This is a genomic window from Halomonas colorata (assembly GCF_014897985.1).
GTDB lineage: Bacteria > Pseudomonadota > Gammaproteobacteria > Pseudomonadales > Halomonadaceae > Vreelandella > Vreelandella colorata.
Genome location: NZ_JABUZA010000009.1, coordinates 59997 through 77636 on the forward strand (window position 1 = coordinate 59997; position 17640 = coordinate 77636).

The 17640-nt window shown below is 56.2% G+C and carries 14 protein-coding genes; 8 read left to right on the forward strand and 6 right to left on the reverse strand.

What is annotated here, in order from left to right; genetic code table 11:
* The first annotated feature begins 155 nt into the window (after positions 1–155).
* The 4 genes from INT33_RS06880 to INT33_RS06895 all read left to right on the forward strand — a co-directional run bounded on the left by INT33_RS06880 (position 156) and on the right by INT33_RS06895 (position 4019).
* Complete coding sequence (locus INT33_RS06880) at positions 156–1532, forward strand: MFS transporter (RefSeq protein WP_192536465.1); 1377 nt, start codon at positions 156–158, stop codon at positions 1530–1532.
* Between the two features lie 99 nt (positions 1533–1631).
* Positions 1632–2321: a single-stranded DNA-binding protein gene (locus INT33_RS06885; RefSeq protein WP_193091489.1), complete on the forward strand. Its 690-nt coding sequence runs from the start codon at positions 1632–1634 to the stop codon at positions 2319–2321.
* Between the two features lie 76 nt (positions 2322–2397).
* The gene (locus INT33_RS06890; protein WP_192536467.1) at positions 2398–3288 is read left to right on the forward strand and encodes a sugar nucleotide-binding protein; all 891 of its coding nucleotides are present in this window, start codon (positions 2398–2400) and stop codon (positions 3286–3288) included.
* Positions 3285–4019: a lysophospholipid acyltransferase family protein gene (locus INT33_RS06895; RefSeq protein ID WP_193091490.1), complete on the forward strand. Its 735-nt coding sequence runs from the start codon at positions 3285–3287 to the stop codon at positions 4017–4019. The genes INT33_RS06890 and INT33_RS06895 overlap by 4 nt, the downstream gene beginning before the upstream one ends.
* A gap of 101 nt (positions 4020–4120) precedes the next feature.
* On the opposite strand, the gene fabB is transcribed toward INT33_RS06895, so the two are convergent.
* Together fabB and fabA are read right to left on the reverse strand one after the other, a co-directional pair.
* On the reverse strand, positions 4121–5338 hold the full coding sequence (gene fabB / locus INT33_RS06900; RefSeq protein ID WP_192536469.1) for a beta-ketoacyl-ACP synthase I: 1218 nt from the start codon (positions 5336–5338) through the stop codon (positions 4121–4123).
* A 12-nt stretch (positions 5339–5350) separates the two neighbouring features.
* Entirely contained in the window at positions 5351–5866 is a 516-nt protein-coding gene (gene fabA, locus INT33_RS06905) for a 3-hydroxyacyl-[acyl-carrier-protein] dehydratase FabA (RefSeq protein ID WP_018917764.1), read from the reverse strand.
* Positions 5867–6235: 369 nt separating this feature from the next.
* Between fabA and INT33_RS06910 the strand changes: the two genes are divergently transcribed.
* Positions 6236–8068: a putative bifunctional diguanylate cyclase/phosphodiesterase gene (locus INT33_RS06910; protein ID WP_193091491.1), complete on the forward strand. Its 1833-nt coding sequence runs from the start codon at positions 6236–6238 to the stop codon at positions 8066–8068.
* Positions 8069–8083: 15 nt separating this feature from the next.
* On the opposite strand, the gene phrB is transcribed toward INT33_RS06910, so the two are convergent.
* Both phrB and INT33_RS06920 read right to left on the reverse strand, forming a co-directional pair.
* The gene (gene phrB / locus INT33_RS06915) at positions 8084–9496 is read right to left on the reverse strand and encodes a deoxyribodipyrimidine photo-lyase (protein ID WP_193091492.1); all 1413 of its coding nucleotides are present in this window, start codon (positions 9494–9496) and stop codon (positions 8084–8086) included.
* A gap of 97 nt (positions 9497–9593) precedes the next feature.
* Positions 9594–10514, reverse strand: coding sequence for a MerR family transcriptional regulator (locus INT33_RS06920; RefSeq protein ID WP_192536472.1), 921 nt, complete (start codon positions 10512–10514; stop codon positions 9594–9596).
* A 508-nt stretch (positions 10515–11022) separates the two neighbouring features.
* Here INT33_RS06920 and INT33_RS06925 point away from each other — a divergent pair.
* Positions 11023–11934: a TIGR01777 family oxidoreductase gene (locus INT33_RS06925; RefSeq protein WP_193091493.1), complete on the forward strand. Its 912-nt coding sequence runs from the start codon at positions 11023–11025 to the stop codon at positions 11932–11934.
* 3 nt (positions 11935–11937) lie between these two features.
* On the opposite strand, the gene rapA is transcribed toward INT33_RS06925, so the two are convergent.
* Both rapA and INT33_RS06935 read right to left on the reverse strand, forming a co-directional pair.
* Positions 11938–14883 (reverse strand): RNA polymerase-associated protein RapA, encoded by a 2946-nt coding sequence (gene rapA, locus INT33_RS06930; protein WP_193091494.1) that lies wholly within the window; start codon positions 14881–14883, stop codon positions 11938–11940.
* Between the two features lie 115 nt (positions 14884–14998).
* A complete protein-coding gene (locus tag INT33_RS06935) occupies positions 14999–15802 on the reverse strand; it encodes a TlpA family protein disulfide reductase (protein WP_193091495.1) in 804 nt (267 codons plus the stop codon).
* Between the two features lie 67 nt (positions 15803–15869).
* Here INT33_RS06935 and INT33_RS06940 point away from each other — a divergent pair, with 67 nt between their 5' ends.
* Both INT33_RS06940 and INT33_RS06945 read left to right on the forward strand, forming a co-directional pair.
* Positions 15870–16106: a hypothetical protein gene (locus INT33_RS06940; RefSeq protein WP_193091496.1), complete on the forward strand. Its 237-nt coding sequence runs from the start codon at positions 15870–15872 to the stop codon at positions 16104–16106.
* Positions 16099–17637 carry a phospholipase D family protein gene (locus tag INT33_RS06945; RefSeq protein WP_193091497.1) on the forward strand — a complete coding sequence of 513 codons (1539 nt, stop codon included), beginning with the start codon at positions 16099–16101 and terminating at the stop codon, positions 17635–17637. Before INT33_RS06940 ends, INT33_RS06945 begins: the two co-directional genes overlap by 8 nt.
* The last annotated feature ends 3 nt before the right edge of the window (positions 17638–17640 follow it).

A 17640-nucleotide genomic window follows, 5' to 3' on the forward strand; every position in this document is an offset into this window, starting at 1 on the left:
GCGCGGCAAAAGAGTAATTATACGTTTGCCATCCACCTTCCGGCAAAAACGCTTTTATAGCTTAACGCAGGACAGCGTTTCCAGCGTGGATGCAAACCGCTAGAATGGGGGGTTATTCGAGGGTTTTGGCCTCAACCATCATATACAAGGGCATTATGCGCAAGGTTTCTGCACTGCTAATGGCCTCTGAACGTCGTGCAATCAGCGGCCTGGCCGGGCTTTATGCGTCTCGAATGTTAGGACTTTTCATGGTCCTGCCGGTGCTAGCGCTATATGCCGACGCGCTGGAAGGGGCGACCCCCTTGCTGGTGGGCTTTGCATTAGGCGTTTACGGGCTTACCCAGGCCATCCTGCAAATTCCGTTTGGTCTATTGTCAGACCGTATCGGACGCAAACGGGTTATCGCATTTGGGCTGATTATTTTTATCCTGGGAAGCGTCGTGGCCGCGCTGGCCGACTCCATCGGCGGGATTATTATTGGGCGAGCGCTGCAGGGCGGCGGAGCGGTGGCGGCGGCTATCATGGCGCTGCTTGCCGACCAGACGCGCGAGCAAGTGCGGACAGCGGCGATGGCCACCATAGGGCTATCGATAGGCGTTTCATTTGGTATTGCCATGGTCGTGGGTCCCTGGCTTGCCTCCTGGGCGGGGCTTTCCGGCGTGTTCTGGTTTACGGCGCTGCTAACGCTTTTAGGATTAGTGGTTCTATGGCGCTGGGTACCGCCTGCTCCCCGGCGGCTGCATCACCGTGATGTAGGGCTGGATCGCCAGCAGTTTAAAAGCGTGATTACGCGCCCTGATTTGTGGCGCTTGGATCTGTCGATTTTTACACTGCACCTGGTGCTGATGGCTATTTTTGTCGCGGTGCCTTTTCGGCTGCAGGAAGCCGGCATACCGCTGGCGCATCACGGTTTAGCCTACCTGGGCATTATGGGGCTTTCATTTGTGGCTATGGTGCCGCTCATGATCGTGGCTGAGAAAAAACAGCAGATCAAAGTGGTATGCCTGTTGGCGATTGGCGCCATTACGGTGAGCCTGGGCGGGCTTGGATCGTCGCTCTCCCATGGCCATTGGCTGTTCGTAGGGCTATTTGTTTTTTTTACTGGTTTTAATCTGCTGGAAGCCACGCTGCCGTCAATGCTCAGCAAGCTTGCCCCGGCGGGAGCCAAAGGCACCGCCATGGGCGTGTACTCTACAAGTCAGTTTTTAGGCGCTTTTCTAGGCGGCACGCTGGGAGGCTTGTTAGCTAATGTGTGGGGCCTAGACGCCGTTTTTATCGGCTGTGCGGTACTGGCTCTGCTATGGTGGCTTGCGATGTGGAAAATGCCTTCGCCGCCGCCGCTATCCAGCGAAGTGGTGGCCCTGCATGATACGCCCCCAGATACATGGGAGTTATTGATGGAGCGGCTGGCCGACGTTGTAGGTGTCGAAGACGTCATGGTGGTACCCGAAGAGCATCTGGTCTATTTAAAGGTAAATCGTCAGCAGCTTGATAGGGCCGCACTGGCCAGGCTGATTCCCCCAAAAACCTAGCGCGGCTGCCGCAGCCGTGGCAATAATCAGTGACATCGGCAAGTTATGTATGAGCGTGTCGATGTCTATCTATACGCAACACAATGGAAGGAGCGCCTTATGGCTCGCGGTATCAACAAAGTGATTCTGATCGGTAACCTAGGGCAGGATCCTGAGGTACGCTTTACACCCAGCGGCACGGCAGTGGCTAATTTGAATCTGGCTACCTCTGACACCTGGATGGATCGCCAAAGCGGCCAGCGCCAGGAGCGTACCGAGTGGCATCGGATCGTGCTGTTTAATAAAACGGCTGAAATTGCCCAGCAGTATCTGAAAAAAGGCTCCAAGGTTTATATTGAAGGTCGCCTGCAAACACGCAAATGGCAGGACCAAAACGGTCAAGACCGCTACAGCACCGAGATCGTGGCCAACGATATGCAGATGCTGGATGGCCGTAGCGGCGATTTCCAGGGCGGTAACGCCCCGCAGGGCAGCTACGCTCCGAGTAACCAGAGTAATGACGCTGCACCTCAAGGTGGATATCCTCAGCAGGGTGGCGCGCCACAAGGCAATAACTTTGGTGGACAAGGTTACGGTGGTCAGAACTATGGTGGTCAAAACCAGGGCGGCCAAAACCAGGGCGGTCAGAATCAGGGCGGTCAACCGGCCCAGCGTCCCCAGCCAGCGCCACAGCAAGGCCAGCCTGCACGCCAGAATACCGCGCCTTCGCAGCAACAGGGCCAGCAAAACAACTATGGTGCGCCGGACCCGGGTAGCTTTGACGATTTCGACGATGAAATTCCGTTCTGATCATCCTTGTTGGATTAACGGTTAAGCTCGTTGCGCATGCTCGTTAGCTACGTTCGTTGATGGGAGAGGGTCTGTCTTGAAGCTGCTGATACTCGATGCAGGGCACTGCTTAAGTTTAGCGTTGGCCCGGGAAGCAAGCCGTCGCGCGGATACGGAGCTGGTGATTGAGCAGAACATCGCTATCACCGCGGCGCAGTTGCAGGAGATCGCCCCGGATGCGGTGATTATCCCGCCGCTGGCGCAGCCGTTAAGCATGACGCCAGCGGCCGTCGGCGCGCATGCCGATGCGGTCGACTGTTGCCTGGAAGCGTGTATTGCTCAGGAGGTGCCGCTGGTATGGTGCGTCTCAGATCAGCTCTATGAAGACGGCTTCGATGAACCAATTGACGAGCATGTGGTGCCCACGCCGCGCGATGAATGCTTACGTCGGCTGGTCATGACGGGAGATCGTATCCGGGCGGAGTATCATCGCCATCTGATTGTGCGCCTTGGCCCGCTGTTTGCGCTTGAAGGCAGCCATGCTTGGCTAAATGAAATTATCGATAGCCTGGTGGTCGGAAAGAGCGTTCGGGCTGCAGAGGACGTCGTATGTTGCCCAACATCGGTGGACGCAGTGGCAATGGCGTTGATTGGTATGCTACAGCAGCAGGCCAGCGGCGCTAATGCCTGGGGCGCCTATCATTTGGCAGGTACTGAGCCCGTTAGCGCCTTCACGTTTACGTCCATGGTACGTACCCAATTGGCAACACACTTGGAAGGCCGTGGCGAACAGATTGCGCTTGGCGACGTCACCGCACTTAATCACCATCACGATGCTAAGTTGCGGCGTGTTTTAAATTGCCGTCGAGTGCTGGATGTCTTTGGTGTGCATCAGAAACCCTGGCGGTTAGAAGTAGGGCGCATGTTGGATGCATGGTGCTTAACGCGCGATGACCTATCTGACGCCAGTACAGGAGAGTCCGTTTGATCAATGTGGTTCGTAGCCTGGTGTTTTATGCCGGGTATTTTTTCGCCATGCTGATTTCTGGCGTACTTTTTCTACCGATTGCTCCCTTTTTACCGCTGTCAGGCCGCTACCGGCTGCTGAATCTGTATAACCACTTCTTGATGGTTTGGTTTCGAGTGGCGTGTGGGGTTCGTTACGATATTCAAGGGCGTCATCTTATTCCCGACGGCCCCTGTGTTATTCAGGCAAACCATCAGTGCGAGTGGGAAACGGTCTTTTTGCAGGTAATGAAGCCGCCGGTATGCACTGTGCTAAAAAAAGAGCTGCTGCGTATTCCTATTTTTGGCTGGGCGTTGCGCCTGCTGCGCCCTATCAGCCTTGATCGCTCGAAACCGGCGCGTGCCTTGAAACAGGTGCTGACCCAGGGCGTTGCGCGGTTAGGCACAGGGCTTTCTGTGCTGATCTTTCCCGAAGGGACACGAGTAGACCCGGGCGTACGCAAACGCTACAACAAGAGTGGTAGCGTGGTTGCCTGCCGGGCCGGTGTGCCGGTGCTGCCGGTTGCCCATAACGCGGGCGAGCGTTGGCCGGGTCGCCACTGGGTCAAGCAGCCGGGCGTTTTGCGGGTACGGATTGGCGCGCCTATTGAAACCCACGGGCGTACGCCTGATGAAGTTGTTGCCGAGGTGGAAGGCTGGATTGAGGGTCAGCTACAGGAAATTTCCGAGGTGCCACGCCCGCTTAAGCGTTAGTGGTCTGGACAGATATCTCGGTTGATCTACACAACATTGAACTACAAAAACGGCGCCTTATAAATAAGGCGCCGTTTTTACGACACGACTGACGTCGGGTCTTAGCCGTTAAAGCGCTGGAATACCAAGCAGGCGTTAGTACCGCCAAAACCGAAGCTATTGGACAAGACACGCTCGAGCGTTACGCCGTCACGCCGCTCTGTCACGATATCAAAACCGTCTGCCTGCTCGTCGAGATGCTCGACATTGGCAGAGGCCGCGACAAAGTTGTGTTGCATCATCAGCAGTGAATAGATGGCTTCCTGAACGCCGGTCGCACCCAGCGAGTGGCCCGTGAGGGATTTAGTGGAGCTCATGGCAGGCGTTGAGTTACCAAACACTGCACGTACCGCTTTTAGCTCAGCCACATCACCCACCGGCGTTGAGGTGCCGTGGGTGTTGATATAATCAATATCGCCACTCACGGAGGCCATTGCCTGATGCATGCAGCGTATAGCGCCTTCACCGGAAGGTGCCACCATGTCATGGCCGTCAGATGTGGCGCCATAGCCCACTAGCTCGCCGTAGATCTTGGCGCCGCGTGCCTTGGCGTGCTCAAGTTCTTCAAGCACCAACATACCGCCGCCGCCAGCAATGACAAACCCATCGCGCGCCTGATCATACGGACGCGAAGCTTTTTCTGGTGCGTCGTTATACTGTGTGGAAAGCGCTCCCATGGCGTCGAAGAGGCACGAGAGAGTCCAGTGCTCTTCTTCACCGCCGCCAGCAAACACCACGTCCTGCTTACCTAGCTGAATCTGCTCCATTGCGCTGCCAATGCAGTGCGCCGAGGTGGCACAGGCCGACGAAATCGAGTAGTTCACGCCTTTAATCTTAAATGGGGTGGCAAGGCACGCTGATACCGTGCTGCCCATGGTGCGGGTCACGCGGTAAGGACCTACGCGGCGCAGGCCTTTTTCGCGCATGACGTCAGCAGCCTCTACCTGGTTGGCGCTTGATGCACCACCAGAGCCTGCGATAAGCCCGGTGCGTTCGTTGGAAACGTCCTCGGCAGACAGCCCAGAGTCTTCAATGGCTTGTGCCATGGAAACATAGGCATACGCTGCCGCATCACCCATAAAGCGGCGTAGTTTGCGGTCGATAAGGGCATCAAGATCAATATCGATGCTGCCCGCTACGTGGCTTCGAAAGCCGCGCTCAGCGTACTCTTCCTTAAAACGAATGCCGCTGCGCCCATTTTTGAGCGCTTCAAGGACCTGTTGCTGGTCGTTGCCTAGACAAGACACGATGCCAAGGCCGGTGACTACCACTCGTCGCATGGAAGCCTCCTGTTAGAAATTCGCAGTGGAGGTAAATAGGCCAACGCGTAAATCATTAGCCTGATAAATATCGCGTCCGTCGACGGATACGGTGCCATCAGCGATACCCAAAATAAGTCGACGGGTAATAATACGCTTTATATTAATACGATAAGTTACTTTTTTCGCGTCAGGCATGATCTGGCCGCTGAATTTTACTTCACCGCAGCCAAGCGCCCGCCCGCGCCCAGGGTGGCCTAACCAGCCCAGATAGAAGCCTACCAGCTGCCACATGGCGTCAAGGCCAAGGCAGCCGGGCATGACCGGGTCGCCTGGGAAGTGGCAATCAAAAAACCACAAGTCAGGAGAGATATCCAGCTCGGCGATTAATTCGCCTTTGCCATGCTCACCGCCTTCCTCATGAATATGCGCAATACGGTCAAGCATCAGCATGTTGGGAGCCGGAAGCTGTGCGTTTCCGGGGCCAAATAGCTCGCCGCGGGAGCAGGCCAGCAGTTCTTCGCGATCAAAGGAATGTTGCTTGGTCACTGAATCGTTCCGAGTTCAAAATGGTTGTTGGCCGCGTGCGGCACCTACAGCCGAGGCATAGCACCGGGGCCTAAACGTAACGTCTAGCGCCGAGGCACGGCCCGCGAGGCCTAGCCTAGTCTACTTCCCGAAACCGCTGAATGCACGCAAGTCGCTATTGATTACTTATAACTAACGTTTTTTATTAAGTGGTGATGGTTCAAGGTAAGCTTTTTTATCCAACTTGTCGTCAGCGAATTTATCCACTTAAACGGCCTATTAACGTAATATGCGTTATTCAAGCTTTTGGTAAGGTAGCATGATACGTATATTGCTTAGCGTTATATTTATTTAATGTCAGTTTTCAGTGATAGGACGTAGCGAATCGCCATGTGGCTACCAGTTTCTCTTAATCGCCCGCTGGTTTGGGTAGCTTTAATGGCGCTACCGGCCTGTGTTTGGCTGCCCGATGCCATGTTGCGCCTTGTGGCCGCTAGCCTGGTCATTTGTGGACTGTGGGATGCCTGGCATCAAGTACGCCAACAGCGCCTGCGCTATCGTTTGTCTCAGGGCGCTATTAGCCTAGCGAGCGATGCGATTGTAATTAGCGATGTCCAAAATCGGGTGATGGCGGTTAATCCGGCCTTCACGGAAATTACCGGCTATGAAAGTCATGAAATAATCGGCCGCAAACTGGAAACGCTGGCCGCCCCCCGCCACGATAAAGCGTTTTACCAAACCTTCTGGAGCACGTTAAAAGCGACCGGGCGCTGGGAAGGTGAAATGTGGAATCGGCGCAAGCATGGGGATGAGTATCCTGAGTGGTTAAAGATGCGTGCGGTTACTGATAAGCAGGGTAATGTCACGCATTTTATCAGCCTATTTACCGATATTTCGGCGCAAAAAGCGCGTGAACATGACTTGCGTCGTATCGGGTACGAAGACCCGCTGACCGGCTTGCCCAATCGGCGTCGTTTACATGACCTAATGGCATCGCGCTTACGCCACCTGCGTGCCGGTGAAAGCCTGGACATTGCTTTGGTTGATATTGACGGTTTGAAATCGGTTAACGATAGCCTGGGGGTGGAGCAGGGCGACCGGTTGCTGGCGCGTTTTGCTCAACGGCTTGCAGGCTATGTCGCGGGTAGCGTGGTCGGGCGCTTAGGTGGGGATGAATTCATGGTGATTCGCACCACCACCTTTGACGATCACGACACGTGGATTGCATCGCTGCGTGAGCATATGGGCCGACCTTTTGAAATTAGAGATCAGCTTCTGCGCCTGGGACTTACTATCGGCAGCTGCCGCGCCCCTGAGGATGGGCGTGATTCGGGGGTTCTATTTCAGCGCCTGGAATCCGCTCTTTATAGCGCCAAGCGGTTAGGCCGAAACCATAATCTGCGTTTTCGCCCGGCTCTGGATAAGCAGGATAACCCACAGCTGGCGCTGGTGAGTGATTTGCGTGCCGCACTGATCTCCGGTGATCAGCTGGAGCTACATTACCAAACCCAGCACCACCCGAGTACTGGGGATCTGTTGGGGATGGAGGCGCTTTTGCGCTGGCGGCATCCTCAAAATGGAATGATTTCACCAGGCGATTTTATTCCGCTGGCTGAGCGGCATGGGCTGATGGCTGAATTAGGCAGTTGGGTGATTGAAAAGGCGTGTGCCCAGCAGTCACACTGGCAAAACAGCGGCATGCCCAAGCTGACCATTTGGGTCAATATTTCAGCCCTTCAGCTTTTTCAGGGCGACCTAGAAACGCAGTTGGCCACGTGCTTAAAGCGCTATCAGTTAAAGCCCTCGCAGATTGGCCTGGAGCTAACGGAGTCGGTATTGATAGATGAGCGTGCAGGCGACATGGGGCCTCGCTTGAAAGCCCTCAGTGAGCAGGGCTACGCCATTGCCATTGATGACTTTGGGACCGGCTACTCATCGCTTGGCTACCTTAAGCGGCTGCCGGTCGATAAAATAAAGCTGGATCGCGCTTTTATTCGAGAACTACCGGACAGCAAGGCGGATGCCGCTATCGTCAAAGCCGTTTTGGAAATGGCTGAAGGCATGGGGCTTGAAGTGGTGGCCGAAGGAGTAGAAACACAGGAGCAGTGCCAGTTCCTGGTAAATGCAGGCTGCTCCATCGTCCAGGGATTCTATTTCGCAAGGCCCCTGCCTGCCGCTGAATTGGAGCAGCGCTGGGCGCTACCCCTCGCCTCAGGAGGATGAAAGCTCGCTACGCGGCTAGCGTGAAAGGGCTTTAAAAGCCTCTAAAGCGCGTAGGCGAGCCGTTTTATGGTCAACGATCGGCGTTGGATAATTCACTTGAGTAAGCATATCGTGCGGCGGTGCATGGCGGGCCTTTGCGGGCAGCTCGCTAAGTTCGGGTAGCCATCGAGCGATAAATTCGCCGTCTGGATCAAAGCGCTTTGACTGAGTGGTGGGATTAAAAATGCGGAAATAGGGCGCGGAATCGGTACCTGTCGATGCGGCCCACTGCCAGCCGCCGTTGTTGGCACAAAACTCTCCATCCACTAAGTGTTGCATAAAGAACTCCTCGCCACGGCGCCAATCAATCAACAGGTGCTTGCTTAGAAACATCGCCGTGACCATGCGTAATCGGTTGTGCATCCAGCCTGTCGCCACCATCTGGCGCATTGCCGCATCCACTAGCGGGTAGCCTGTGCGTCCTTCACACCATGTCTGAAAGCCTTCGTCATCATCACGCCAGGCAAGCTGCTTGGTATGCTCCTGAAACGGCTGGTAGCGGCATACTTCAGGAAAGCCTACCGCGACGTGCTGATAAAACTCACGCCAAATAAGCTCGTTCACCCAGGTGGTTAGTCCAACATCGCCATCGGCCAAGTGGCCGCCATTTTCGCTCATCACTGCTTGCATGCACTGGCGGTGAGAAATCATGCCCAGCGCTAAATAGGGCGAAAGCTCGCTGGTGCCGCGTACGCTGGGGATATCGCGCTGCTGGTGATAATGGCGGCTGCGAAAGCGTAAAAAACGCGCCAGATGGTCGCCTGCCGTCTCTTCACCAGCAGGCCATTCGTGGTGGCCTACCGATTGGCTATCGAGCTTAGGCAGTTTAGGCAATTTATCGCTTTTGATCGATAACGGCGTTTGTGGCTCAGGCGTATCGCGTAGCGCCAGCTGTTCAACGCTGACCTGCTTATGCCAGGCTTTGGCAAACGGTGTGAACACCCCGTAATAGTCACCTTTGCCGGTCAGCAGTGTTCCCGGCGCGAAGGCGACGGCATCGTGGTAGCCATGAGCGGTAATATCTGCTTCTTTAAAGGCTTGAATGACGGCCTTATCGCGGCGCTGCTCATTGAGAGGATACTGGTAATTAAAATGCAGCTGCTGAACAGAGTGTTCATGAGCAATCGCCAATAGTGCCTGGGGCGCCTCGCTATAATGCTCAATATCACGGTGCAAAAGAGGAATATTCAGCCCGTTCAGCGCGCTTTGCACGGCTTCCACGCCGCGGCCCCAAAAGTCGATCTTGTTCGCCCCATGGCCGTGGGATTGCCACTGAGAGATAGTGCGCAGAAAGATCGCAATCACTGGCCCTTTGGCTGCCGCAGCGGCCAACGCGGTATTGTCGTGAATTCGTAAGTCACTTCGTAACCAAACTAGTTGAACGTCCATGTTTTCTCCGATGCAATAAACAACTAATGGCCGCTATATCTCATAGCGGCCATTAGTCAAACGGGGTTTTTAACACTCGGTCTTAAGCTAAAAAAGCTTATAGAACGCCCGACTCTCGGAGTAGCGGACGCAGCCGTGCGATGGCCTGGGGTAGATCACTGCCTAGCGTGTGCACAGGCCCGCTACGCAGTTCATTATCGCGCAGCCGGGCAACTTCCCCACACACGCCCAGCGGTACGTTTAAAGCTTCAGCAGCATTAGGCAGCGCCGTATGGATATAGCTGTCGCTTTCGCGCTGGCCGCTTGCCAGCAGCACCATTGATGAGTGCAGTCGTGCAACAGCCTGGGGCAGGTCTTCCAGGGGCAGCGAATGATCGAGCATCTGGATACGGTAGCCCTGTTCGCTGGCCATAAGCGCTGCCATCAGCACCCATAGCGGGCCAGGGTCATCGGGCATCGCGTTAAGCAGTATCAAAGGGCCACGCGTTGACTGGTTAGCGTAATGAAGCCGCGTGCCCACCTGACTGCGTAGAAAGGATTCCAGAGTCCGGCGTACCAGATTATCGGGTTGAATCGCCCATTTGGCTTCCAGCGCCAAAATAACCGGTTGCCACAACTCGTTAATCGCAATGCTCAGCGGGTAAAGAGCGAGGCTCTGGTGATAAAGCGTTTCCAGTTTGGGTAAATCGAGTGCTTCTATCGTCGTTTGCAACTGCTGTCGCTGGCTGATCCAGTCGCCAGCATCCGGTGCAGGCGCTTCTATCGTTTCAGGCTGGTCAAGCAGATCAACTACTTGGCTTACGGGTACGCCACGGTTAAGCCACTGCAAGATGCGTTCAATGCGTGCTATATCGTCCTGAGCATATAGGCGGTGGCCTTTAGGCGTGCGTTTGGGACGAATTAAACCGTAGCGACGCTCCCAGGCGCGCAGGGTGACCGAGTTCACACCCGTTAAACGGGATACTTCCCGAATCGGATAGAGCGGGGTATCGGGTGGGTGGGTCGCCTTGGTGTTCATGGGCGCCTTTGCCTCTTGGTTGTCTGAAGCTCCAGGACATAAACGGCTATTCGTATTCGCTGGGGCAAAAATGATCCACAGTCCATGTAGTGTCGCTTGAATGAAAATGGTAAATGAAAATAGTAGGGGTTGCGCACTATCGTAGCTCTCTTTGTACAACTTGTCGCTATCAGGTACAACCTTTGCATTTAATTCAGCAATTAACAGAAATGTAAAGTTGAGCTAAGTGCGTGATGTTATTAGACCGACTGGCCTATTAAGGTTCTATAACCTATGTTTATGAAATCAGCAACTTCTACACAGCTATTACCAAAGCTATTTTCATGAAAGCGAGCGCGTTACTAATGTATAGGTAGTGCACGTAGCACGACACGTAGTACTACACTAGTGTGAGCATAACCAGCGTTGAGGGTTAGATCGCTAACAACCTCTGTCTGTCGTCACAGCATTAATGCTTAGTCATTAATTGACGGCAGATTATCGTGGCGTGATTAACAGGAGTGGCACCATGCGTGTAGTAGTGACCGGGGGCAGTGGGTTTGTTGGCCAGCGCCTTTGCGAAAAATTGCTGTCAAACGGGCATTTGGTACAGGTGGTATCCCGGCACCCGCGTAAAGCCAGCGGGAAGTTACCTGATGAATGCGATATTCGTGATAGCGCGCTTGGATTTATAGACACGCCGCCGGACGCTATTATCAACCTGGCCGGTGAGCCAATCGCGGCCAAGCGCTGGAGCGAAGCGCAAAAAGCCAAGCTAGTGCAGTCGCGTATCAAAGCTACCCACCAGCTGGTTACCTTGTGCGAGCAGTTGCAGGCCAACGGTCAGCCGGTACCCAAGGTCATGATCAGCGGCTCAGCGATGGGCTATTACGGCGATCAGGGAAGCCGAATGGTGACCGAGGAAACGCCACCACACGACGAGTTTGCCCATCAGCTGTGCGTTAAATGGGAGGCTGCGGCAAAACCTGTTGAAGCGCTGGGCGTACGTCTGGCTATTTTACGCACGGGGTTGGTGCTGGATGCAGGAGGCGGGGCACTTCAAAAAATGCTGCCGCCGTTTAAGCTAGGGCTAGGCGGGCGCTTTGGCAGTGGTGAGCAGTATATGCCCTGGATTCATCGCGAGGATCTGGTGGATGCGATTGTGTTCCTGCTGGAAAAAGAGGGCCTGAATGGCGCCTTTAACGGCAGTGCGCCGCACCCGGCAACTAATGCCGAGTTTTCCAAAACGCTGGCCAAACGGCTTAACCGTCCGGCCATATTTCCAGTGCCTGCCGTTGTGTTAAAAGCAGGCCTGGGTGAGATGTCACGGCTGCTGCTAACCGGGGCGGACATGCGCCCGGCGCGCCTTATCGAGGCGGGGTTTGAGTTTCAGTACCCCACGCTCGATAAGGCGCTTGCAGAGATTTTAAAGCGAGATTGAGTTTTAAGCGTTCGGGTCGACCGTAATCACTACCCGAACGGAGTCCAGCCGCAGGCGAGTGTTTTCGATTGCTTCGCTCAACGCCTGACGTTCCTGCTTCAAGGCATCCAGCTCTTCGGCGCGTACCGACGGGTTATGCTCGGCGAGCGCCGTCAGGCGGGCAAGCTCGGCATCCAGCTGGGCGCGCATACGCGTTTCAGCGGCCTCTACAATGCTGGGCAGCTCACGTTCTGCCTCGCCTTCGCCTTGAGTCAGTAGTTCGCGAAGCTGATCATGGCGACTCTTGATTAAATCCCGCGCCAGCGATTTATTGACCTTTTGTAGATTTTTACCCAGACCCGTAAACGAGATTTTGCTGGTCAGGTTGGCACCTGACTCATCAAGCAACACACGTACGGCCGTCGGCGGCAAGAAGCGGTTAAGGTGCAGCGACTTCGGTGCCGGGCAGTGGGTGCGGAAAATAAGCTCCGCCATGAGGCGCCCGCTGGGAATGGCCGTGTGACGCAGCAGCGCCAGAGCGGTATTACCCATGGTGCCGTCTAAAATGCGCTCCATCATTTCGCGCAGCAGCGGGTGCTCCCAGGAAAGGCGCTGAACATCATCCCGGGCCAGTGCTTGAGAGCGGCTATAAGTAGTGGTAAAACCCTCTTCACCTTTCACCAGGCCGGGCAGCCCGTCCAGCATATGCTGGCTGGGCTGCAAATGAAGGAGTCCCTTGCCGATCTCCTGGCTGTCCACGCCAAATACATCCAGCGCCCGCTCTACATAGCGCGGGAGCGCGGTATCTTCATCCAGCTCACGTACTGCCGCAATCACCTCTTGGGCGCGTGCCGGCCGACAGGCGTTAAGCTCCAGCAGACGGTTGCGACCCGCATCACGTTCAGCCAGCTTGGCGGTAAACATTTCCCGCGTTTCAGCGATGATTTCGTCCAGCGTTTCATCGTCGAGAAGCGCATCGGCAAGCGCATCGCCAAAGGCCTCGTACAGGTCGCTACCGATGCCGTGGGGTGCGCTAAATGCGTCCATGCCTTCGTGATACCAGCGCAGCAGGCGCTCGCCGGGGCTGCCAATAAAGCTGGGCACGTGTAGCTCGATGGCGTGCTTCTGGCCGATACGGTCCAGACGCCCAATGCGTTGCTCCAGTTGGTCTGGGTGCTGGGGCATATCGAACATGACCAGGTGGCGGCAGAACTGGAAGTTGCGCCCCTCTGAGCCAATCTCCGAGCAAACGAGTACCTGTACGCCTTCTTCTTCATCGGCAAACGCGGCGGCGGCGCGGTCACGCTCGACCAGCGACAGCCCTTCATGGAAGACCGGTGCCTGGTAGCCGCCCAATACACGCAGCCCTTCAGCAAGCCCTTCGGCGGTTTCACGGTGGTGGGCGATGACCAACACTTTATCGTTGGCAAAACCTGACTCGCTATCGTCGCTGAGTTTATCCAGCAGCCAGTTAACCCGTGGATCGATATGCCACCAGGCTTCACCGTTGAGCGGGTCGTTGCGCAGCTCCCGGTACATGGCATCCGGGTAGATCAATACATCCGGGTGATCCATGCCGGTTTCGATCAGCAGCTCGTCCAGGTAGTCATCATCGCGCTCCAGGCGGCGCAGCACGCGGCGATACGCTGAAGGTAGCTCAAGCGAAGAGAGGTGCAGGCGGCGCTCGGGAAAGCCTCCAACATGACGGCGGCTATTGCGGAACATCACCCGTCCCGTGCCGTGGCGATCAAGCAAGGCGTCGCGCAGTTGATAACGCGCTGCGTCCTGTTGCTCTTCGCTGGCTTCAGCGTTGCACAGCGTTGCCAATAGCGCTTGGCTGTCGCGGTCGTCGGCCACGGCATCTACCCGGGCTCGGGCGTCCGGCGTGGCGGGCAGTTCATCTAAAGCGTCGATGGCGCTGGCGACAGCGCTGTAGTGGCGTTCTTCGTCTTTGAAGCGTTCCAGGTCGTGGTAACGTTCGGCGTCCAGCAGGCGCAGGCGGGCAAAGTGACTTTCAATGCCCATCTGCTCAGGCGTGGCGGTTAGCAGCAGTAAGCCGGGAATCTCAGCGGCGAGCTGCTCTACGCACTGATAGCCTGGGCCGCTGCCCTCAGCACTCCAATCAAGGTGGTGGGCCTCGTCGACGACCAGCAGATCAAACCGGCTGGCCAGCGCCTGGTCCTGGCGATGGATATTGGCAAACAACCAGCCCTGGCTTGCCAGCACCAGTTGGGCGCTCTCAAACGGATTGGCGCTGCCGTGGGCCTGACTCTGGTGCTCGTCAAGCAGGCTGACGTTCAGCGAGAAGCGGCGCAGAAGCTCTACCAGCCACTGGTGCGTCAGGCTGTCAGGCACCAAAATCAGTGCCCGCTCAATACGGCCCGTCAATAGCAGGCGGTGCAGAATCAGCCCAGCTTCAATGGTTTTGCCCAGACCCACTTCGTCGGCAAGCAAAACCCGAGGCGCGTGACGGTTAGCCACTTCATCAGCGATATACAGCTGGTGCGGAATCAAATCGATGCGCGGCCCGGCAAATCCCAGCGCGCTATGCTGTTCGATACGCTGAAAGTGGTGCAGGGTGCGAAAGCGCAGGTCAAACCAGTCGTTGCGGTCCACCTGGCCTGTCAGCAGGCGGTCGCGGGCCTGATCAAACTGCATGGTGTCGGCAAGCTTGGCTTCAGGCAGCTCGCGGAGCGCGCCTTCACTATCCTCGCCGATATAGGTAATCAGACCGTGGGACTCTTTACTGTCATCAACGATCATCTGCCAGCCGTCGGCTGAGAGCACCCGGTCGCCGCTGCCAAACATCACGCGGGTCAGAGGCGCTTGGCGCGTGTTATACGTACGGGTTTCCTGGCTGGCACTGAACAAAATGGTAACGCTACGGGCGTCGCAGTTAAGCACGGTGCCGAGTCCAAGCTCAGCTTCGCCGTCGCTAATCCAGCGCTGGCCGGGAGAAAAATCGCTCATGATGCCTCGGGGAAGTCTACAAAAACGGGTCTTACGCTGCCGAGGGCGCACCATCGACAGCAGTAGGGCGGGGGATTCTAACGCAAAGGCGCCGGGGGATTAAGGTGTATTGGCGTCAATCTTCCAGCCAGCGTTCAAGGTGGGCACGAGTAAGCTCGCCAACGTGGATGTCCAGCGTATTGCCCTGGCCGTCAAAAAGCACTGTGGTGGGCAGTCCAGGCGCTTCCAACAAGGTCATTAGCGTTTGACCGGGGTCGCGTAACGCATAGGTGAAATTCAGCGACTGTGCGTCCAAATAACGCACGATGGGCAATAAATCCTCGCCCTGGTTAATCACCGCCACGTTAACCCCCTCGCGCTGAGCGGCTTCTTCGAGTAACGGCATCTCGCGTCGGCAAGGCGGGCACCAGGTGGCCCATAAATTAACGATGATGCGGTTACTGCCGTCTGCCAGCGACGGCAGGTAAACGTCCTCGCCGTCAACGTTTTCCAGGCTGACCTCGGGTAATTGGCTTACCCCCGATGAGCTACCCAAGGGTGATAGGGATACCAGAATCAGCCACAGGCCAGAGGCGCCGAGAAGAATGGCGGTGCCGCCGAGTAGCGCTGATAGCCGCTTGCGAAGCGTCCAGGCCGTCCATAGCAGGCCGGTTAACAGCCCACCAATGCCGTGGTAGCCCGGTTGCCAGACTTTAAGCGCATCAAGCGGGACGGCGCTGTAGCTTTCCAGATGAAGCGTAATATGCGCTATACGCGCCCCGATCAACCAGGTAAAGATCAGCCCGGTGAACCAGCGCTGCAAGAGCGGCGGTGGCAAGCGCAGTAAGTAACGCGCGGCCAGCAATACCAGCAGTGCGCAGCCAATGGCGTATAGCCTGGGTAATGAAATCAATAATGGCCCAAGGGCAATGGCGTTCATGGTCTTCCCGATAAGCAGGTACACTACGTGACCATATCACGTGAGCTGTAAATTACGGAGTTTGTCTATGCCTCAACCAGCCTTTGATGTGCTGCGCGCGCTGGCCATTGGTTCTCAGGCGTTGGGCCTGATCGCTATTATCACGTTGGAAACTCTGCTGGGCGACGCAGCGCGCCCATGGCAGGGGCTAGCGCTTGGTTTAATGCTCGCCACTGCCTTAGCGATTGCCCTGGTGCGTGTGTATCGCCGTAACCGTTTGCGCAAACAGCACGCAGAGCGGCTGGGCGATAACGACCATGGGTAAACGATGGCTGGCCTCGATTGCTCTGTGTGTGGTGCTTGCCGGCTGTGCTCAGTCGGTAGTACGTGAGCACCATAGCGCGCTGGCGCTGGATGACGCCCGGCAAACCTGGCTCGGTGGGCAGGCACAGCAGGCCCTGGCTGAGCAAACCGATCCCGATGGCTTTGGATTACTGGCTAACGGACAGGAAGCGTTCGGGGTGCGGGCCGGGCTGATCAAGCAGGCTCAGCGAGAACTGGATATTCAAACCTACCTGCTGGGCGAAGGACAAACCACTAACCTGGTTTTCTCGCGCTTATTAACGGCGGCGGAAGAGGGCGTGCGCGTCAGGCTGTTGGTGGATGATATGGGCGCGGTGGGCCAGGGCGAACGCCTGGCGGCTCTGGCGAGCCATCCAGGGATTTACGTGCGGGTCTATAACCCGGTGTCAGTGGGCAGGGGGCACTTGGTGACGCGTGTTTTAGCCTCGGTGGCCAACCCGGCGCAGCAACACCGGCGCATGCATAACAAACTTTGGATCGCTGACAACAGCGTGGCGATTGTCGGCGGACGTAATCTGGGGGATGAGTATTTCGACGCCAACGATTCACGTAATTTCGCCGACCTTGATCTGGTGGCGATTGGCGAGGTTGTACCGACGCTATCGCAAAGCTTTGACCTTTACTGGAATCATGGATTGGCCCAGCCCATCGAGCGCTATCATCAGGTGTCGGCGAATGCCTGGCAGGCGCTGCAGGCCGAACTCAACGCGTGGCTGGACGATAATGCCGACTCGGCGTACTTCTCTGAGCTGCGCCAGCAGTCGTACAATACGCCGCCCTGGGAAGAGCTGCACAGGGGCGAAGGGCTGGCGCTGTGGGATGCACCGGGCAAACTTACCCAAAGCGGCGCTCCTGATTGGAAAGACACTCTCCTTGGCGATCTAACGGCTAATACTCAGCTTAAAGAACGACTAATCCTGATTTCCGCCTATTTTGTACCCACGGAGCGTGGCGTTGCGCGATTAACGGCGCTGGCAGACCAAGGCGTTCAGGTCGAGATTATTACCAATTCACTGGAATCCACCGATGCAGCGGTTGTGCATGGTGCTTATGCTCCCTGGCGCAAGACGCTGCTGGAGCATGGTGTAACGCTGTATGAATTGCGCCCTGAGCAGGAAGCTAATGGCTCAACCGATGATAACGAAATGCGCGTTCCCGGTGCCTCAGCCTCCGCGTTGCACATTAAGGCCATTAGCTTTGATGATCAGCTGTTTGTCGGCTCCTTCAATGTCGACCCACGCTCGGTGCTGTGGAATACCGAAGTGGGCGTGCTGGTGAGCAGCGATACCTTGATGGAGGCTTTTGACACGCTGGTGAACGTTGGTCGGGATCCGGCGATTAGCTACCGTGTGGTGCTGGATGACAACAATATTCTGAACTGGGAACTTGAGCATCGCGGCGAACCTCAGGTGCTTACCGAAGAGCCCGGCAGCACATGGCAGCATTTTAATGCCTGGCTGAGCCATACGCTCCGATTGGAGCGTTGGCTGTAACCT